Annotated in this window: 13 protein-coding genes, 1 pseudogene and 1 CRISPR repeat array; of the genes and pseudogenes, 3 read left to right on the top strand and 11 right to left on the bottom strand. The window is 43.9% G+C overall.

Annotated elements, in window-relative coordinates:
• Positions 1 to 151 precede the first annotated feature (151 nt).
• The 3 genes from AC6RNO_RS22125 to AC6RNO_RS22135 are packed head-to-tail and all read left to right on the top strand — an operon-like array spanning position 152 to position 2,338.
• On the top strand, positions 152 to 1,177 hold the full coding sequence (locus AC6RNO_RS22125; RefSeq protein WP_497106779.1) for an AI-2E family transporter: 1,026 nt from the start codon (positions 152 to 154) through the stop codon (positions 1,175 to 1,177).
• A gap of 16 nt (positions 1,178 to 1,193) precedes the next feature.
• Positions 1,194 to 1,724 carry a CDP-diacylglycerol--serine O-phosphatidyltransferase gene (gene pssA / locus AC6RNO_RS22130; protein ID WP_474683309.1) on the top strand — a complete coding sequence of 177 codons (531 nt, stop codon included), beginning with the start codon at positions 1,194 to 1,196 and terminating at the stop codon, positions 1,722 to 1,724.
• A 59-nt stretch (positions 1,725 to 1,783) separates the two neighbouring features.
• A complete protein-coding gene (locus tag AC6RNO_RS22135) occupies positions 1,784 to 2,338 on the top strand; it encodes a DedA family protein (RefSeq protein WP_474683458.1) in 555 nt (184 codons plus the stop codon).
• A 133-nt stretch (positions 2,339 to 2,471) separates the two neighbouring features.
• On the opposite strand, the gene AC6RNO_RS22140 is transcribed toward AC6RNO_RS22135, so the two are convergent.
• From AC6RNO_RS22140 to AC6RNO_RS22190, 11 genes and pseudogenes are all read right to left on the bottom strand, one after another.
• On the bottom strand, positions 2,472 to 3,185 hold the full coding sequence (locus AC6RNO_RS22140) for a restriction endonuclease (RefSeq protein WP_497106780.1): 714 nt from the start codon (positions 3,183 to 3,185) through the stop codon (positions 2,472 to 2,474).
• A gap of 138 nt (positions 3,186 to 3,323) precedes the next feature.
• Positions 3,324 to 3,823: direct repeats of the CRISPR family, unit length 30 nt; unit sequence GTTTCAATTCCTTATAGGTACGATATAAAC.
• A 248-nt stretch (positions 3,824 to 4,071) separates the two neighbouring features.
• Positions 4,072 to 4,248 (bottom strand): DUF4177 domain-containing protein, encoded by a 177-nt coding sequence (locus AC6RNO_RS22145; protein WP_497106781.1) that lies wholly within the window; start codon positions 4,246 to 4,248, stop codon positions 4,072 to 4,074.
• A gap of 548 nt (positions 4,249 to 4,796) precedes the next feature.
• Positions 4,797 to 5,060 carry a CRISPR-associated endonuclease Cas2 gene (gene cas2 / locus AC6RNO_RS22150; RefSeq protein WP_497106782.1) on the bottom strand — a complete coding sequence of 88 codons (264 nt, stop codon included), beginning with the start codon at positions 5,058 to 5,060 and terminating at the stop codon, positions 4,797 to 4,799.
• Between the two features lie 15 nt (positions 5,061 to 5,075).
• Positions 5,076 to 5,370: pseudogene (gene cas1, locus AC6RNO_RS22155) on the bottom strand (CRISPR-associated endonuclease Cas1); the annotation flags it as partial.
• 34 nt (positions 5,371 to 5,404) lie between these two features.
• Complete coding sequence (gene cas3 / locus AC6RNO_RS22160) at positions 5,405 to 7,735, bottom strand: CRISPR-associated helicase Cas3' (protein ID WP_497106783.1); 2,331 nt, start codon at positions 7,733 to 7,735, stop codon at positions 5,405 to 5,407.
• 27 nt (positions 7,736 to 7,762) lie between these two features.
• Positions 7,763 to 8,527 carry a CRISPR-associated protein Cas5 gene (gene cas5, locus AC6RNO_RS22165; protein WP_497106784.1) on the bottom strand — a complete coding sequence of 255 codons (765 nt, stop codon included), beginning with the start codon at positions 8,525 to 8,527 and terminating at the stop codon, positions 7,763 to 7,765.
• 32 nt (positions 8,528 to 8,559) lie between these two features.
• Positions 8,560 to 9,447, bottom strand: a complete 888-nt coding sequence (cas7i, locus tag AC6RNO_RS22170) for a type I-B CRISPR-associated protein Cas7/Cst2/DevR (RefSeq protein WP_497106785.1) — start codon at positions 9,445 to 9,447, stop codon at positions 8,560 to 8,562.
• Entirely contained in the window at positions 9,440 to 11,170 is a 1,731-nt protein-coding gene (locus tag AC6RNO_RS22175; protein WP_497106786.1) for a hypothetical protein, read from the bottom strand. Before AC6RNO_RS22175 ends, cas7i begins: the two co-directional genes overlap by 8 nt.
• 208 nt (positions 11,171 to 11,378) lie before the next feature.
• Positions 11,379 to 12,110, bottom strand: coding sequence for a CRISPR-associated endoribonuclease Cas6 (gene cas6 / locus AC6RNO_RS22180; protein ID WP_497106787.1), 732 nt, complete (start codon positions 12,108 to 12,110; stop codon positions 11,379 to 11,381).
• 540 nt (positions 12,111 to 12,650) lie between these two features.
• On the bottom strand, positions 12,651 to 13,481 hold the full coding sequence (locus AC6RNO_RS22185; RefSeq protein WP_497106788.1) for an ABC transporter permease subunit: 831 nt from the start codon (positions 13,479 to 13,481) through the stop codon (positions 12,651 to 12,653).
• A complete protein-coding gene (locus AC6RNO_RS22190) occupies positions 13,481 to 14,395 on the bottom strand; it encodes a carbohydrate ABC transporter permease (protein ID WP_474683295.1) in 915 nt (304 codons plus the stop codon). The genes AC6RNO_RS22185 and AC6RNO_RS22190 overlap by 1 nt, the downstream gene beginning before the upstream one ends.
• Between the last annotated feature and the right edge of the window lie 57 nt (positions 14,396 to 14,452).

Raw genomic sequence — 14,452 nt, forward strand, 5'->3', positions numbered from 1 at the left:
GCAAGAATAACCGATTGTTGTGTTTTTCGTGTGTTTTCAGTCAGTACTATTATACAAAAAATCGCCTGCTACAAAACACATGAAGTACACACCGCATCTCTATAATCGAATTTGTACAGATCGAAACGGAGACGCTGAAAGGATGTCGCGCATGAATATTATAGCAATTTTGCAAAAAAAAGATGTGCAGCGCTTTGCGGTATTGGCGTTGTTTTGCCTTCTTCTATTTTTTATCCGCAGCATGCTGAACCTTATTTTACTGACCTTCCTGCTGACGTTCCTGATGAACCGGCTGCATCAATTCAGCAAGTATTGGATCGACAAAGTCGTTCCCGTCAACTCCAAATTGCTGCTTGCGGTCATATACGCCGCCCTTCTGTCGGTTCTGGCTTTTGCAGGCGCCAAATTTTTTCCCGCTCTGGCCCACCAGATCACCCAATTGTTCGAACTTGTCAAACATGCGTACTACAATCCTGATAACGAAGTGGCCGGCTACGTAAAAACATGGCTGGACAGCATCGACATTCCGAGCATAGTTAAGCCAGGCTTCGATATCGTGGTGAAAATCGGAAATGTCGGATTTCAAATCTTTTTGGCTTTGATGATGAGCCTTTTTCTGCTGCTGGGCAAAGAGAACGTCATTCGCTTTACCGCGCAATTTCACACCAGCAAGCTGGGCTGGTTCGCCAAGGAGATTGAATTTTTCGGCAAAAAACTTATGCAAACGTTCGGCAAAGTGATCGAAGCCCAGCTGCTGATCGCCCTATTCAACTGCCTGCTGACGACTTTCGCGCTGTGGCTGATGGGTTTTCCGAATTTAATTGGACTCTCGCTGCTTATTTTTGTCCTGGGGCTTATACCGGTGGCCGGCGTATTTATATCGCTCTTTCCGCTAAGCATGATTGCTTTCAGTCTGGGCGGGTTCACGTATGTGCTGTACCTGATTATCGCCGTCACGGTCATTCATGCTTTGGAAGCTTACGTGCTCAATCCCCGGCTGATGGCGTCCAAAACGCATCTTCCTGTATTTTACACCTTTCTCGTTCTGCTCTTTTCCGAACATTTTTTCGGTATTTGGGGATTGATCGTCGGCATTCCGACCTTCGTTTTTCTGCTTGATATTTTGGATGTGCAAAAATCCGGACAGCCTGCGCTTCCAACGCCCAGCCTTCATTGAAAAGGAGTGATTTTCCATGCCGGTCCAAATGATTCCCACGCTGCTTACGATGACCGTCCTCAGCGCAGGCATGATGTCCATGCTGTTCTCGTTTCACGACAAATCTTCCGAGGCAGTGCTCAGCATTATTCTCGCGGCGGCGCTGGCCGGACTCGACGGTTACATCGTGAACAGACTGCGCCTGGCCAACGAATTCGGCAAAGAATTCCGCTCGCTCGCAGAGCTGATTTCCTTCGGCGCGGCCCCGGCTTTGACCGTTTATCTTGCCACCTTGCACAAAATGCCCGTCACCGGACTGCTGCTCGCTTCTCTCTTTATTATTTGCGGCGCGCTGCGGCTGGCCCGGTTCAACATTTCAGCTTGTGCAAGCAGCTATCATACAGGATTGCCGATCCAGGTCGCCGGCTGCATTTTAGCCGTATTCGCGCTTTGGTCTCCGCCCCTGTATCACCTTGAAATGACCGTGATTCTGGTTATCGTTCTGTGCTGCCTGATGGTCAGCCGAATCAAAATACCCGCAATCAGCCAAAAAAGTTCCTATCAGTAAAAATACGAAGCAGCCGCGGCAAATCAGCAGCCTATCCGAAGAAACGGAGCGTGAACGTCATAGACTTCCTACAAGACATGATCACACAATACGGATACATCGCCATTTTCTTCTGTTTGGCTCTGGGTATCATAGGCTTGCCGGTCCCCGACGAAATCCTGATGACCTTAGTCGGCTATCTCGCCTCCGCCGGGCTGCTTCATTTCCCGGTGTCCGTGGCGGTCAGTTTCATCGGAACCATGTCCGGCATGCTGTGCAGCTACGCCCTCGGGCGAAAATTCGGCAAACCGCTGCTCTGGAAATACGGAAAGTGGATCAAACTTACGACCAAAAGGCTGGAAAAAACCGAGACCTGGTTCGAGCGCTACGGACCATGGGCTATTTGCATCGGCTACTACATTCCCGGCCTACGCCACCTAACCTGCTACCTGGCAGGAGTAAGCGCCATGAGCATGCGAAAATACATGCTCTACGCAGGGGCAGGAGCCCTATGCTGGTGCCTGATTTTCATCTCAATCGGCTACTTCGTCGGAGCCTCCATCGATTTTTCCAACTTTCATTCTTCGCTGCTGCGATTGTTTAAAGAGACCGTGCCCGCTTCTCGGGCTGGGTAGGGATTGGGAGAGGGGATTGCGGAGGGGGGAGCTATAGGGGAGAAGTCTTTTATAGGGACGACATATATCGGAGAAGGACAACTTACTTCTCCTCTCATACTCTTGTCACATTAATCTAGCAATTGGTTTAAGATTATTCTTCAGAGAAAAAATCCTGATCAATCTTCTTTTCCTCATAAATAGCAACGGTCGAAACGCCTAAATTATAATCAATCATATACTGAGTAAGCTGGACTCCATCAATCAGAACAACCTTATTATCAATAAGTGTGACATACTCTTTAGCTTCTTTTGTAAACACAGAGGTCGTTAGGAAGACCCCTTTGCGAGCTTTATGCATCTGAAGAGCTCCAACAAATTTCTGAATCTCAGGACGGCCGACAGTACCTTCCCAACGCTTTGCTTGAATATAAATGACATCGAGACCAAGACGATCCTCCTTTATCATACCATCTATTCCACCATCGCCACTCTTCCCTACAGCCTTTCCTGCATCAGCCATAGAACCACCGTAGCCCATCTTAACCAGAAGCTCAACTACGACTTTTTCAAAAAACTGCGGGCTTCCCATCTTCAGACGCTGTAAGAGATCATGAGCAAGCTCTGTACGAATTGCCAGATAGCTATATTCCAAATTTTCAGCTGGTGTCCGTTCCTCGAAAATATCTCTTCCTACTTCAGCCTTAGGTACCTCTGTTTCCTTTGCCGTATGAAATTCGTTGAATTCAGGAAAACGCTTAAGGTGAGCTACGTTAATATTACTAAGGCCCTCGTTCAGCACAGATAATCCACGAGAAGTAATTTTGCAATATCCACGGCGAACGTATTCAATTAGCCCTGCTTTCATAAGGTAAGTACGTGACCATCCAACGCGACCCCCCTTCCTTTTAATGAGAAAAAAGAGGCCTTACTGTAAATTTTGTCATACTAGTGGAACTTACATTGGTACAACCTTGGCGCCGACGCTCGATGACTTCCTTTAGTTCTTTCAATTCCTTATAGATACGATATAAACCCATACCGCATCACGGCACCACAGCTTGCGCGTATGTTTCAATTCCTTATAGGTACGATATAAACGTGGTGTGGTGTGAGGCGGGGTTTGATACCCCAGCTCGGTTTCAATTCCTTGTAGGTACGATATAAACATAGAGCCAAAATTTGTCGTGTCTGTCGTGTACATATAGGGTTTCAATTCCTTATAGGTACGATATTAACAAGCGCATTTTTCAGTTCTTGGTCCGTGCATACAACGTTTCAATTCCTTATAGGTACGATATAAACTGAGCATCCAAATCTGTAGAAGAGCAAGGAAACATAAGTTTCAATTCCTTATAGGTACGATATAAACGGCGGGTGAATCTTTGTTGGGGCGTCGCTCAGAGTGGTTTCAATTCCTTATAGGTACGATATAAACCGTTCGCACTGTCTCCCCTCCATGCAGCATGGTGCTGGTTTCAATTCCTTATAGGTACGATATAAACCCACAAAAACCCAGCAATACAGCCACTTTTTGCAACGCACCATCACAAAGTTAAATTACCTTACCTTACGGTCTAAGCCCCAACATCCTTATAAACACTGGAATTTCACAAAACATGTTTGTCGTCGATCCCCCCGGCTTTTTTGCACTATTGTAGGTCGACGACAACTTTTTAATGTTCCATCTGTTCATTTTACCATAGTATCCTTTTATATAATTATTAAAATACACAGTTTTTCCGACATCAAAATTACGTCTCTTTGTAGAAGACTAGCATAAAGATATCTTTATCCAAATACAACGTTTGCCCATCAAGTGCCTTATCAAAAATCCATCCACGTTGTGCATGTTCATTCAGAATATTCGTAAGTTTGTTCGCATCCAAACTTGTACCCATAAAAGCTCCCTTTTTCTTGACTTCTATCACACGATACTCTCTCACGTTGCACCTCGGCTATAAGAATTTGTGACTCCTTAAATATATCTATATTTTCCCCCAATTAAAGCCAATTGTACTATATCTGTTTTCTTGATGAAACTACTAAAAGTGTAAAACTTCAATGATACCTGCAAAATTCCTCATAGGTACGATACAAACACCATGGAGCTTAACGTGGGTAACCCATTTCTCTCGTTTCAATTCCTCATAGGTACGATACAAACTTTGGATACAAGGGTGATGGAGAATGAATGAAATCGTTTTCAATTTCTCATAGGTACGATACAAACGGTTATTAGTTGACTAACACTAATATAGTTTTAGAGTTTCAATTCCTCATAGGTACGATACAAACCCACAAAAACCCAGCAAAATAGCCACTTTTTGCAGCGCCTTACTGCAGGATCAATCGCCGCAGTCTTGCTTCCAAAGTGCTGGAACCCTTACAGATACTGTTTTTTCACAAACCATATTTGTCGTCGATCCCCGGGCTTTTTTGCGCTATTCAGGGTCGACGACAAAATTACTCATGCTTTCTATATAATATTACTAGTTCCGCCTTTTTCCAAGCCTATGATTTCACGGTCTGAATATTTCTGTGTCCGCCATGTATAAAAGATAACGGAGTCTTCCGTTTCATCAATGAGCTTTTCCATTTCGGCTTTTAATTTTTTCAAATTAACATCGGAAATTTCTCCTTCTAAGACGGAATTCTGCACCCAGTTCAAATATTTCCGGCATGTTTTCAAAGCTTTGGCGACGCGTTTTTCACCGACATCATATACGATGATAACGAACAAATCACGTTTCCTCCTTTACCACAGAGCCTCGAATGGCTCGTATGCCTGTTCTCCCATCAGATGTTTCTGCAATTTGTACAGCTCCATGCGCATTAAGCGGCGGTAGCTAACTTCTTTATTGAGAGCACGATGTTTGATCGTCGTTTTCAATTTTTCATCCCATGCTTCGAAAATGAGCTTTGGTCAACTGCTTCTTGCCGATAAGCGAAAAAATCAATCGATCGACCAGTACAGGTTTAAAAATTTCAGCTACATCCAGATTCAAAGTAAACCGGCGAAAATTCGTTGTGTGCAAATACCCGATCCTGGGGCCCCTATTAGTTCCACCTTTTTCCAAACAACCATTAACTGGATTCGTTTGAGAAAGAAAGTCCGATTTTATCGCAATAATCCACCTCATAAATCGGCAATTGATACGGATTAGACTTGGGCTTGTTAACAATCTCTTTTTGAAATAGCGCTCTGCTGACGGGTACTTCGTATTTAGGTAGAAGCGCAAATTTTTTCTGCTTGCAGAGACTCATCACCTTATTATAGTAACAAGATGGAATAATTGATATTTTAGCGTATTGGAATAATCTCGTTTTTTCAACAGTAATAGGATTGTCGAAGATGATGTCGCTTACACCAAGTTGAACCGTACGCTGTCCATCTTCATAGTAATGGTCCTTCCACACCATATCGCGGTAAATGATTTCCATAAAACGGGCGATATCACGTTCGCTCCACTTTCCTTGATTTCTTTCCAGCAGCTCCACTGTCCGTTCTACAATCTCCCTCTTTCCTTCATAAACAAATTGATACGCTGTTTCGCTAATTGGAAACACAACCATTTCGGCGTCACGTATAAGGTCGAAACGATTGCAGCGTCCTGCCCGCTGTACCAAAGCATCAAAAGGGGCGCATTCACTGTACATGATATCAAAGCTAATATCTAAAGATACCTCAATCGCTTGCGTGGCTATTAACAGCCGGACAATTTCCCCATTCGATTGAATTAATCTTTCCTCCTTAATTAATCGATCCTCCATTGTAAATTGAGAATGATAGCATAATACACTACTACCCAGCTTTTTTTTCCATAACATGTATAACGATTTGGCTCTTTCTACCGTATTGACTACTATTGCTACCCGCTTGCCCTCGTTTAGTTTACTTTCAATTTCGCTTTCAAGCTCACGATCTTCAATTGAATACCGCACATAACGCCAAGAAACACGCTGCCGGTCCATTAGCTCTTCAGCAACTACAATTTGATCAATCCCGACCTCTTGTCGGAAATGTTCCCGCAATCCGCTGGGCATGGTCGCACTCATGAGCAGCACTTGCCCGCCTAACAGTTGAATAGTTTTTATTGTCTCTGTAATTAGTGCTAAAGTATACGTATCGTAGGCATGGATTTCATCGAATACAACATGGTTTCCAACGAGTGAGAACAACTTTTGCGTCCAATACCCGACATTAAAATTGGTCGTTAATAATTGGTCAACTGTCGATACCATCACCGGCTTCATAAATGCTTTGGAAAGCAGCAATGATTTACGAAGTTCGGGCAAATTATCCTCCGCGGCAGCTTCATTTTCCATGGAAAAATATGTCTCTGCCCCTGAGTGAGATAAACCACATTCTGAAGCTTGAAAGTAATGATCTTTAAACCTTTGAAATAAACTGTTGGAAGTAACCATCGTGGGCATAAGAAACAGCAGTTTACTGCCATTTGCCCTAAGTGCCCATAGCAGAGCGGCCTCTGTTTTGCCTGAACCTGTCGGAGCAATAACGATCATACTTCCTTCAGCTTGCGCGCAAGCTTTGTGGAACTGACGTTCCTTATATTCCATCTTTCCATTCTTTCCCGTCGATTCTACTTTGGCCCGTATTTTCCCCCAAAGATCTTGTTTCGTTGTGGAACACTCCAACACCCAATGATCGTCCGAATTTCCGGATGCAAGCCAATCGCATGTATGAAGCAAACCTTTGGCCAAAGCGTATTGCAATCTCATCTGTACAGGCGATAGACCAAATTCTCGATTTCTCATTTTATTTGAAATTGCATTCATCAAAACAATCATCTGTTTTCCACTAATCTCAGGTTTAAAAGTTTTTATCACGGCAATGTGCCGCTGGGAATCAATCATTTTTCCACCGGTAATGAATTCCTTGATTCGCGAAGCAGCGTGGTCAAAAATATATTGCAATGCGTTTGCGTCCATTATCGGCCACTGGACCCGTTCTCTTTCTCTTACGAAAGATTCCCAACTTCTGTCAAGCGCTTTATGATGGCCTAGAACAGCAAACCATTCGAATGGAAAACGATGTGCTTGATCTATCAACACACGAGGAACCATGCATAGTGCAGACCAAAGTTCATGGCGAAAATGCTGAGGAGCATTTGATTGAGATTCAATGCTATCCTGCTCCTCCAATTGAAGCAGTTGCTTCATCCTCATTTGAAAAGGCGGGATTAATTTTCCCGAATCATGCATAAGAACTGCATAACAAGTCCGCTCCTGGAAATCATCCCAACTTAGTTCAAGTTTTTCCACTACCTGACGCAGTTCGGTTGACCAAGAACTTAAAAAAATCCGCTGCCATACAGCATAGCAGCGGTCTATATGATAATCGTAACTCCCTGTTTCACCATGTTCGGGTTTAGCGTAATAATGCGGGATATTCATGGCACTCTCCCCAACTGAAATCTGATTTCATCGAATAGCGGAAAGCGGAATTTGCTCCTCCCCATAGCAATAAGCGGGAACTTGTTCTTTCAAACGTTGCATATTGCTAAGAAAAGTAAAACTTTCATATCGTACTGCCTTTCGCACACCGGATTCATCGAATGAATAATCCACAGGCAGCCGTTTTACTTTTGGCGCCGAAAGCGATACAGACAAAGGAGATTTTTTTATAGCTTCAAAATCAAACGTAAATTGTTGGCTCCAATCGCCCTCAACCATTACGTCCTGCAGTTCGCTTGTAGTAACAGCAGATAAGTTGTCAAACCATTTCACCGATTTGCATTTTGCCAAATCATCGCTCGATCCAAGCGTCAATGCGAACACCGGCTCTAAAAATGCTTCATACAATTGACGTGCACTAATTTGATCCTCACAAGCGTAATAAATATTTACGCTGCCCGAATCCGATTGTTCCTGCATAAATCGAGGAGCAAAACATAAAAACTCGCGATTCAAAATATCTGTTCGCGGATTTTTCTCCAAATCGACGGTTCGCTTTGTGTAATTCCATAAATCCTTGCCTTTGCCGAACGGGGTGCCATTCACCCCGACACTCACCTGTTTTTGCCGAAACCACTCCCACACCCGGTCAAAAGACAGTCCTAATGCAGCCCCTGCCAAACCCACGATAGTGGAGACGGGAGGAAGCGGCAATGTTGCGTGATACAATTGTCCGCCAGGGTCACGAAAACATGCGGTTTCAGCTACTAGCGCAACCTTAATTCCATACACGGCTTCCCTATCCCTCATCTCATCAGTATTTATTATTGATAAACCTCTTGCAGCCAATTTTTCATTTGAAAGAAAGCCTCTCCGACCGTACCGATCCCTTCATGATCAGTTCCAAAAAAACCTTTTCTTTCTCCTAAAATGTGTTCAACAAGTACTGGTTCAAAGTCATTAATCGTTTGCTTAATCGAATGTATTTGTACAACGTTATCTTGTAAAAACACAGATTCGAGGAATATCGGATTTTTTACGCGAAGCAAGGCTGCACTTACAAATTTGGGCGACATGTCCGATAGGAAGCGGCTTTGACGTCCTACCGTCCATAAACTCTGAATGGCATCCAGCAACAGCGACACCCGTTCAACCTTTTCTTCGGAGGTTAGCTCCAAATCATACTTGTCACCGACGGATTTAACTCCCACACGATCCAACTCAATAAGAATTGTCCCCCGATAAAAGCCCGAATGGATCTCCGTTTCAAAAATGTTTGGATTTCCGCCGGTTTTCGTCGACATATAATTTGTGGCGAAATCGAGCTCCCCTCTGTACGGGTCAAGCGCAATCAACGGCGAAACCCGAACGGGGCTGGTTCTTTTAACCGTATCTTTGTCCGCTCGCATAAAGCCAAAAAGATCGTCGTCGATATATTGCTGCGGATCGCATTGCGTTGTCGCCGCTCCCTTGTCTTTCTCGGACGCCGCCCCTTCGGAAAGTGTGCACCCTAATGTACTTAACTGTTCGCGCAGAGCGCGACGCACTGCTTGAGACGAGCAATAAGGGTACTCTTTACCATCGTTCATTTGAATCTTCTTAATACTGGAGATGTTATCCGCTTCTTTATCCGAACCATTTAATGAAACATACGAACCTTTTGTCACATAAGTGATAGTAAGACATTTGGCTTGCTTCCAAGGTTTACTCATGTTTCTCCTCCTCATCTTTCCCCATGTGATATATTAATGAGTTGTAAGTGTTAAGAGCGCTTGTTACCACGTAAGCTTTAACGTGTTCAAAGTTGCATTTCTCAAATGCACCTTCGGAATATTCTTTAGAAACGACAAAACCGTAACGCAATTGAAATGTGTTAATTTGATTCATAAAGTCAGCTAAAGTTCGCGTTTTGCGCAAGGTGAACAAATCACCCTTAATCTTCTTTAATTCATCGATACGTTTGGGATCATTCCCACACAAGTAATCGCGTGCTCTAATCACGACTTGCTTGCCCATCTGCGTTGCAATTTTGATTTGCTCGACGTCCATTGTACGTCCCCTTTCCTCATTGTCGTTCATACCTTGTCGAATGAGCGATTCATAAACAATTGTAAATTGCAAAATATGATTAATATTCGGATGCTGTCCCTTTCGGCTAATATGAAAAGAAAACCGCTCGATCTCTGTGATGATCAGTTTCTTTTCCATCACCCTGCGCAAAATACGGTTTCGACGCAGCGTCGGATTTTTCTCATCCGTGCGGTCCTGCAAATCAAAGTAAAACGCTTTTAAATCAACTGGATGTTCGGAATAACGCATAGCGTGCATAAGCCGGAACATATATACGGTTTCATTATATAAAATCAAATCGTCAACAAGAAAAGTTTGGCCCTTGGAGGACAAAGAGAACAGTGCTAACTCGACCGGAGCTTGATCCAACGCCATTTCCATTAATTCGAGAAGTACAAATTCATCTGAAGCTTGCGGATTGTTTTCTTCAAACCATGTAAAGACCTTCAAATAGTAGGCCCAAAGGAATTCATACGGCTTTTGCGTTCGATACAGCAAACCATCCTTCATACTGATATTGCAAAAAAAATAAGCATCGTCCAATTCGTGAATTTGCGAACCAACGCCTAGTGTCCCTTGCAAATTGTGTAATTTGGATAAGCTTGGAGAATTAATTTGTAAGATAAACAACTTATCTCCCATTTTTCGATAAAGCGCGGTTTCAATAGCAAACCGGCTGAGCAAACTGCATTCCCAACAAATTTTATCCGGATTTTTTAATTCCGAATTGAAAGATTTGGCTGCCGACTGGCTTGCAAATAACAGAAAAGCGGGTTGCGATACTTCATCGCATGATGACGAAGCTTGTCCGCAAACAGAACAAACACTTTTCTTTCGCTTCTCTTCAGGTAAAATATCAAGAACGGAATGGCAAACGGCGGGTTCAAAAAGCAATTGCTTTTTAGACCCCCAAAACGTCTTTTTCCCCTGCTCAACATACTCCTTCGCCCGTTGTGCCAGTTGTGGTTCCTGAAGAGATAGTTCGTCAATAGGTACTGCATTAGCCCGCCAACTGGAACCTTTGACGAAAAGAGCAGGGATGGGGGTAGGCTGTCTCTTCGCCCATTGCTCGAACCGATCAAGTTCACGATTGTAAATAATCCATTCGCGTTGTTCCAGTTGCTTTGAAGTCGAGACATTCCAGTGCCGTTTCGCAAGTTCTTCATAGCATGCATGCAAGAAAGATCGCAGCTCGTCTCCAGACTCATAAGTAAATACGAGCTCATTATCGTCGGAAGAAATCGCAATTTCAATTCCAGGAAATATCGAATTAAGATAATGAGCAACACTACGCAAACCTACAATTCCAGAATCGATCCAAAATTGATGACGCTGCTTGATACGGTATGATTTAAGAGCGTTCAAATGTTGTCACCTCTTTTCTCTTTAGTTTATATATTTATTAAATCACCCTTTATAGTAAATAATTGTAATTTTATTACTAATATTTGTCAATCGCAAATTCTAAATTGTCAATTCCAGAATTGATAGATATAATGATACCAATTACCTGAACAAGGAATTGAAATGTTTAGATATTGATCAGCCTACCTATGAGGTTTGTTTAACTACCCTACTCCAAAACAATACAGCCGAATCCTTGCGAATTTTTAGACCCAATGCCACAATCCAATGCAGTCTGGAGCACTTGTTGATCTCCGGTTAATTCCAACATACCAGTGTACCCTTTAATTACCGTATCTTTGTATTTAATTATTTGTTGTTTGATCAAACCTATTTTTCGTATCCGTAAACCATCGGCTGCAGCCTCGGAACCATGTAGAATCGAATGTTTTTTATGCAAGTTTTGTCGAACGAGTTGTTCAAAATCCGCCTCTCCAGGTTGAAAGTAACAAGTATATTTTCGTTGATCCGGCCTCAAGAACGTACTGTAAGCTACTACCGGAGAAACCGTCTTCACTCTAATTTTCTCGCCAGCAGCTTGCAATTGTTTCGCCTCAATCCGGTCAACCGTTACGGAATTTTGTCCTAAACGCAGTTCCGGCTTCTTAAGAAAGTTAAGAGCAATAGACTCACAAAATGATTGAATCGGAGAAGAAATAATAAATCGAATATCTTTTTGGAACTGAATTTGTTGAAGATTGCGATCAATGTCAAATTGCCCCATTAATCTTGATATTGCGAACAATTTAAATGTCCTTGATCCGTATGTATACCCTTTATCATGTAAAAAAGCAGCTAATTTCTCATCCAAAGATTGATAAATCAGCGCCTGAAGTATGTAATTGTAATGCATCGGAAGTTTTACAACATTAGTGCTTTTAAGTGAAATAAATAGATGCACGTTAATATATCTCCTTATCTGATAAGCTCCAATCAACTCGTGTAATACCATCCCATAAGTCTTAGGACTTATAACCTTAATTTTATTACAAATAATTCTATAGAACCTCATTTTTTCCTCCTTTTTCCTCAAAATAATATAATTCATGGGGTTTTTCAACAAAAACCCCTCTTCTCAGACTGTTGAACAACTCGCCAGCTGTAGGCAGCAGCGCATTTGTCTGAGCTACGCGAAGAAAGCCTGCAAAAATACATCTTTTTGCTCGTTGAGACGCGTGCATGGGAAAATTCCTGCAAATGTGCAGGTTTTCCAGCGCTTATTCGCGCTCAGACTCATTTTAACCGAAAATTCCTGCACAATCGCAGGCTTTTCGCCAAATCATGCCACTTACGCGGAAAAAGCCTGCACTTTTGCAGGCTTTTCAGGCCGCTATGCCAAGCTCAGCCGCTGCGGGTGAATCCTGCCGGATTAGCCAGCTCGGCGCATGCTTGCCGCACAACAACAAAAAAGAAGCTGCCGCAGCAGCCCCCTCCCATCTCCTCACCCCTTGATTCCCGTAGTCGCAATGCCTTCGATAAAATACCGCTGTCCGAGCAGGTACACGATAATCGCCGGCATGACCATGATCGCGGTTCCTGCCATGAGTAGGTTCATAGGCGTATTGTTCGCTCCCCGCAGGGTGGATAAGCCCAGAGACACCGTGTATTTGTTGGAATCGTTCAAATAGACGAGCTGTCCCAAAAAGTCGTTCCATACGCCGACGAAAGTGAACAGCAGGACAACGACGATAGCGGGCTTGATCAGTGGGAGAATGATTTTCGAGTAGATGGTAAAATACCCCGCTCCGTCAATGACCGCGGATTCGTCCAGTTCCTTCGGAATCGTCATCAAAAACTGCCGGAGCAAAAATATGTTGAAAGCGCCACCGCCGAAAAACGCGGGTATGATCAGGGGCCAATACGAATTGGTCAGCTGCAGCTTGGACCAGCCGAGGTAGGTCGGCACCAGCGTAACGATGCTGGGCAACAAAATCGTCATGACGATGAGGCCGAACCAGAAGTTTTTGAGCGGGAATTCCAGTCTGGCAAAGCCGAAAGCCGCAATACTGCTGGTCAAGCCGACCCCGATGAGAACGGGCACGATGATGATCAGCGTATTTAAAAAATATTGGCCGAAATTAATCCGGTCCATCACCTCGGAATAGTTTTCAATGCGGAATGCATGCGGAACCCAAATCGGCGGAAATTCCAAAATTTCCTGCAAATTCAATAGCGAAGAGCGAAGAATCCAGTACATCGGGAAAAAGACGATCAACGACAGCAGGCCCAGAATGAAGTAAGTGACGATTTTTCCTCGCAAGCGGTAAGTCATTATTTTTTACCTCCTTCGTAGTGCACCCAACCGGACGAGGTTCTGAAGAGCAGGTACGTGAAGAAGGCGACAATGACGAACAGCACCCAGGCCAAGGCGCACGCATAGCCCATATTTTGGCGTTGAAACGCTTCACGGTAAATATAGAACGCATAGAACAGCGTCGTATTTTCCGGTCCGCCCTGCGTCATCGAGTACGCCTGGGTGAACGCCGTGATTGAATTCACGAAACCGAGAATCACATTATAGAAAATAATGGGCGACATGAGCGGAATTGTGACCGATTTGAGCTTGTGCCACCAGCCCCCACCATCGATTTCCACAGCCTCGAGCAAGTGCGAAGGAACATCCTGCAATCCGGCGAGAAAGATGACGATGACGTTCCCGGAGCCCCACACTGCAATAATAATCATCGAAAGAACGGATGTATCCGGGCTGTTCACCCACATCTGTTTCTCAATGCCGGCAAAACTCAAAATATGATTGATAATCCCGAAGTCCGGATTGTACAACCACAGCCAAATAATGCTGCTGGCCAAAACCGGAATAATCGAAGGCAAATAGAAAATAGCCCGGAAAGCGGCTCTCCCCCGTATATTCTGGTTCAAAAACAGAGCGATGATGAAGCAAAAAACGATCGACGCAATGACGGAACCGATGGAATAGTAGGCTGTCGCTTTGAGCGAGTCGTAGAAAAACAAATCTTCTGTGAAAATGTTGCGGTAATTGGCCAAGCCGACCCATTCCTTCGGCTTCAAGATCGTCCAGTCGGTAAAGCTTAAATACAAGCTGTACAGCAGCGGTCCTAACGTAAAAATCAGCAGCCCAAGTATGGCGGGCAGTATGCAAACATAACCGATAAGCGCCTGCTGCCGCTTAAGACTCCAGAAACTGGATGACTTCACTGTAGACATTCCGGGTACCTCCTCTTTCTCCCCTGCAACCCCCGCAACTGTAAAGCCTGACGATTG

The sequence above is a fragment of the Paenibacillus sp. sgz302190 genome, assembly GCF_059820445.1.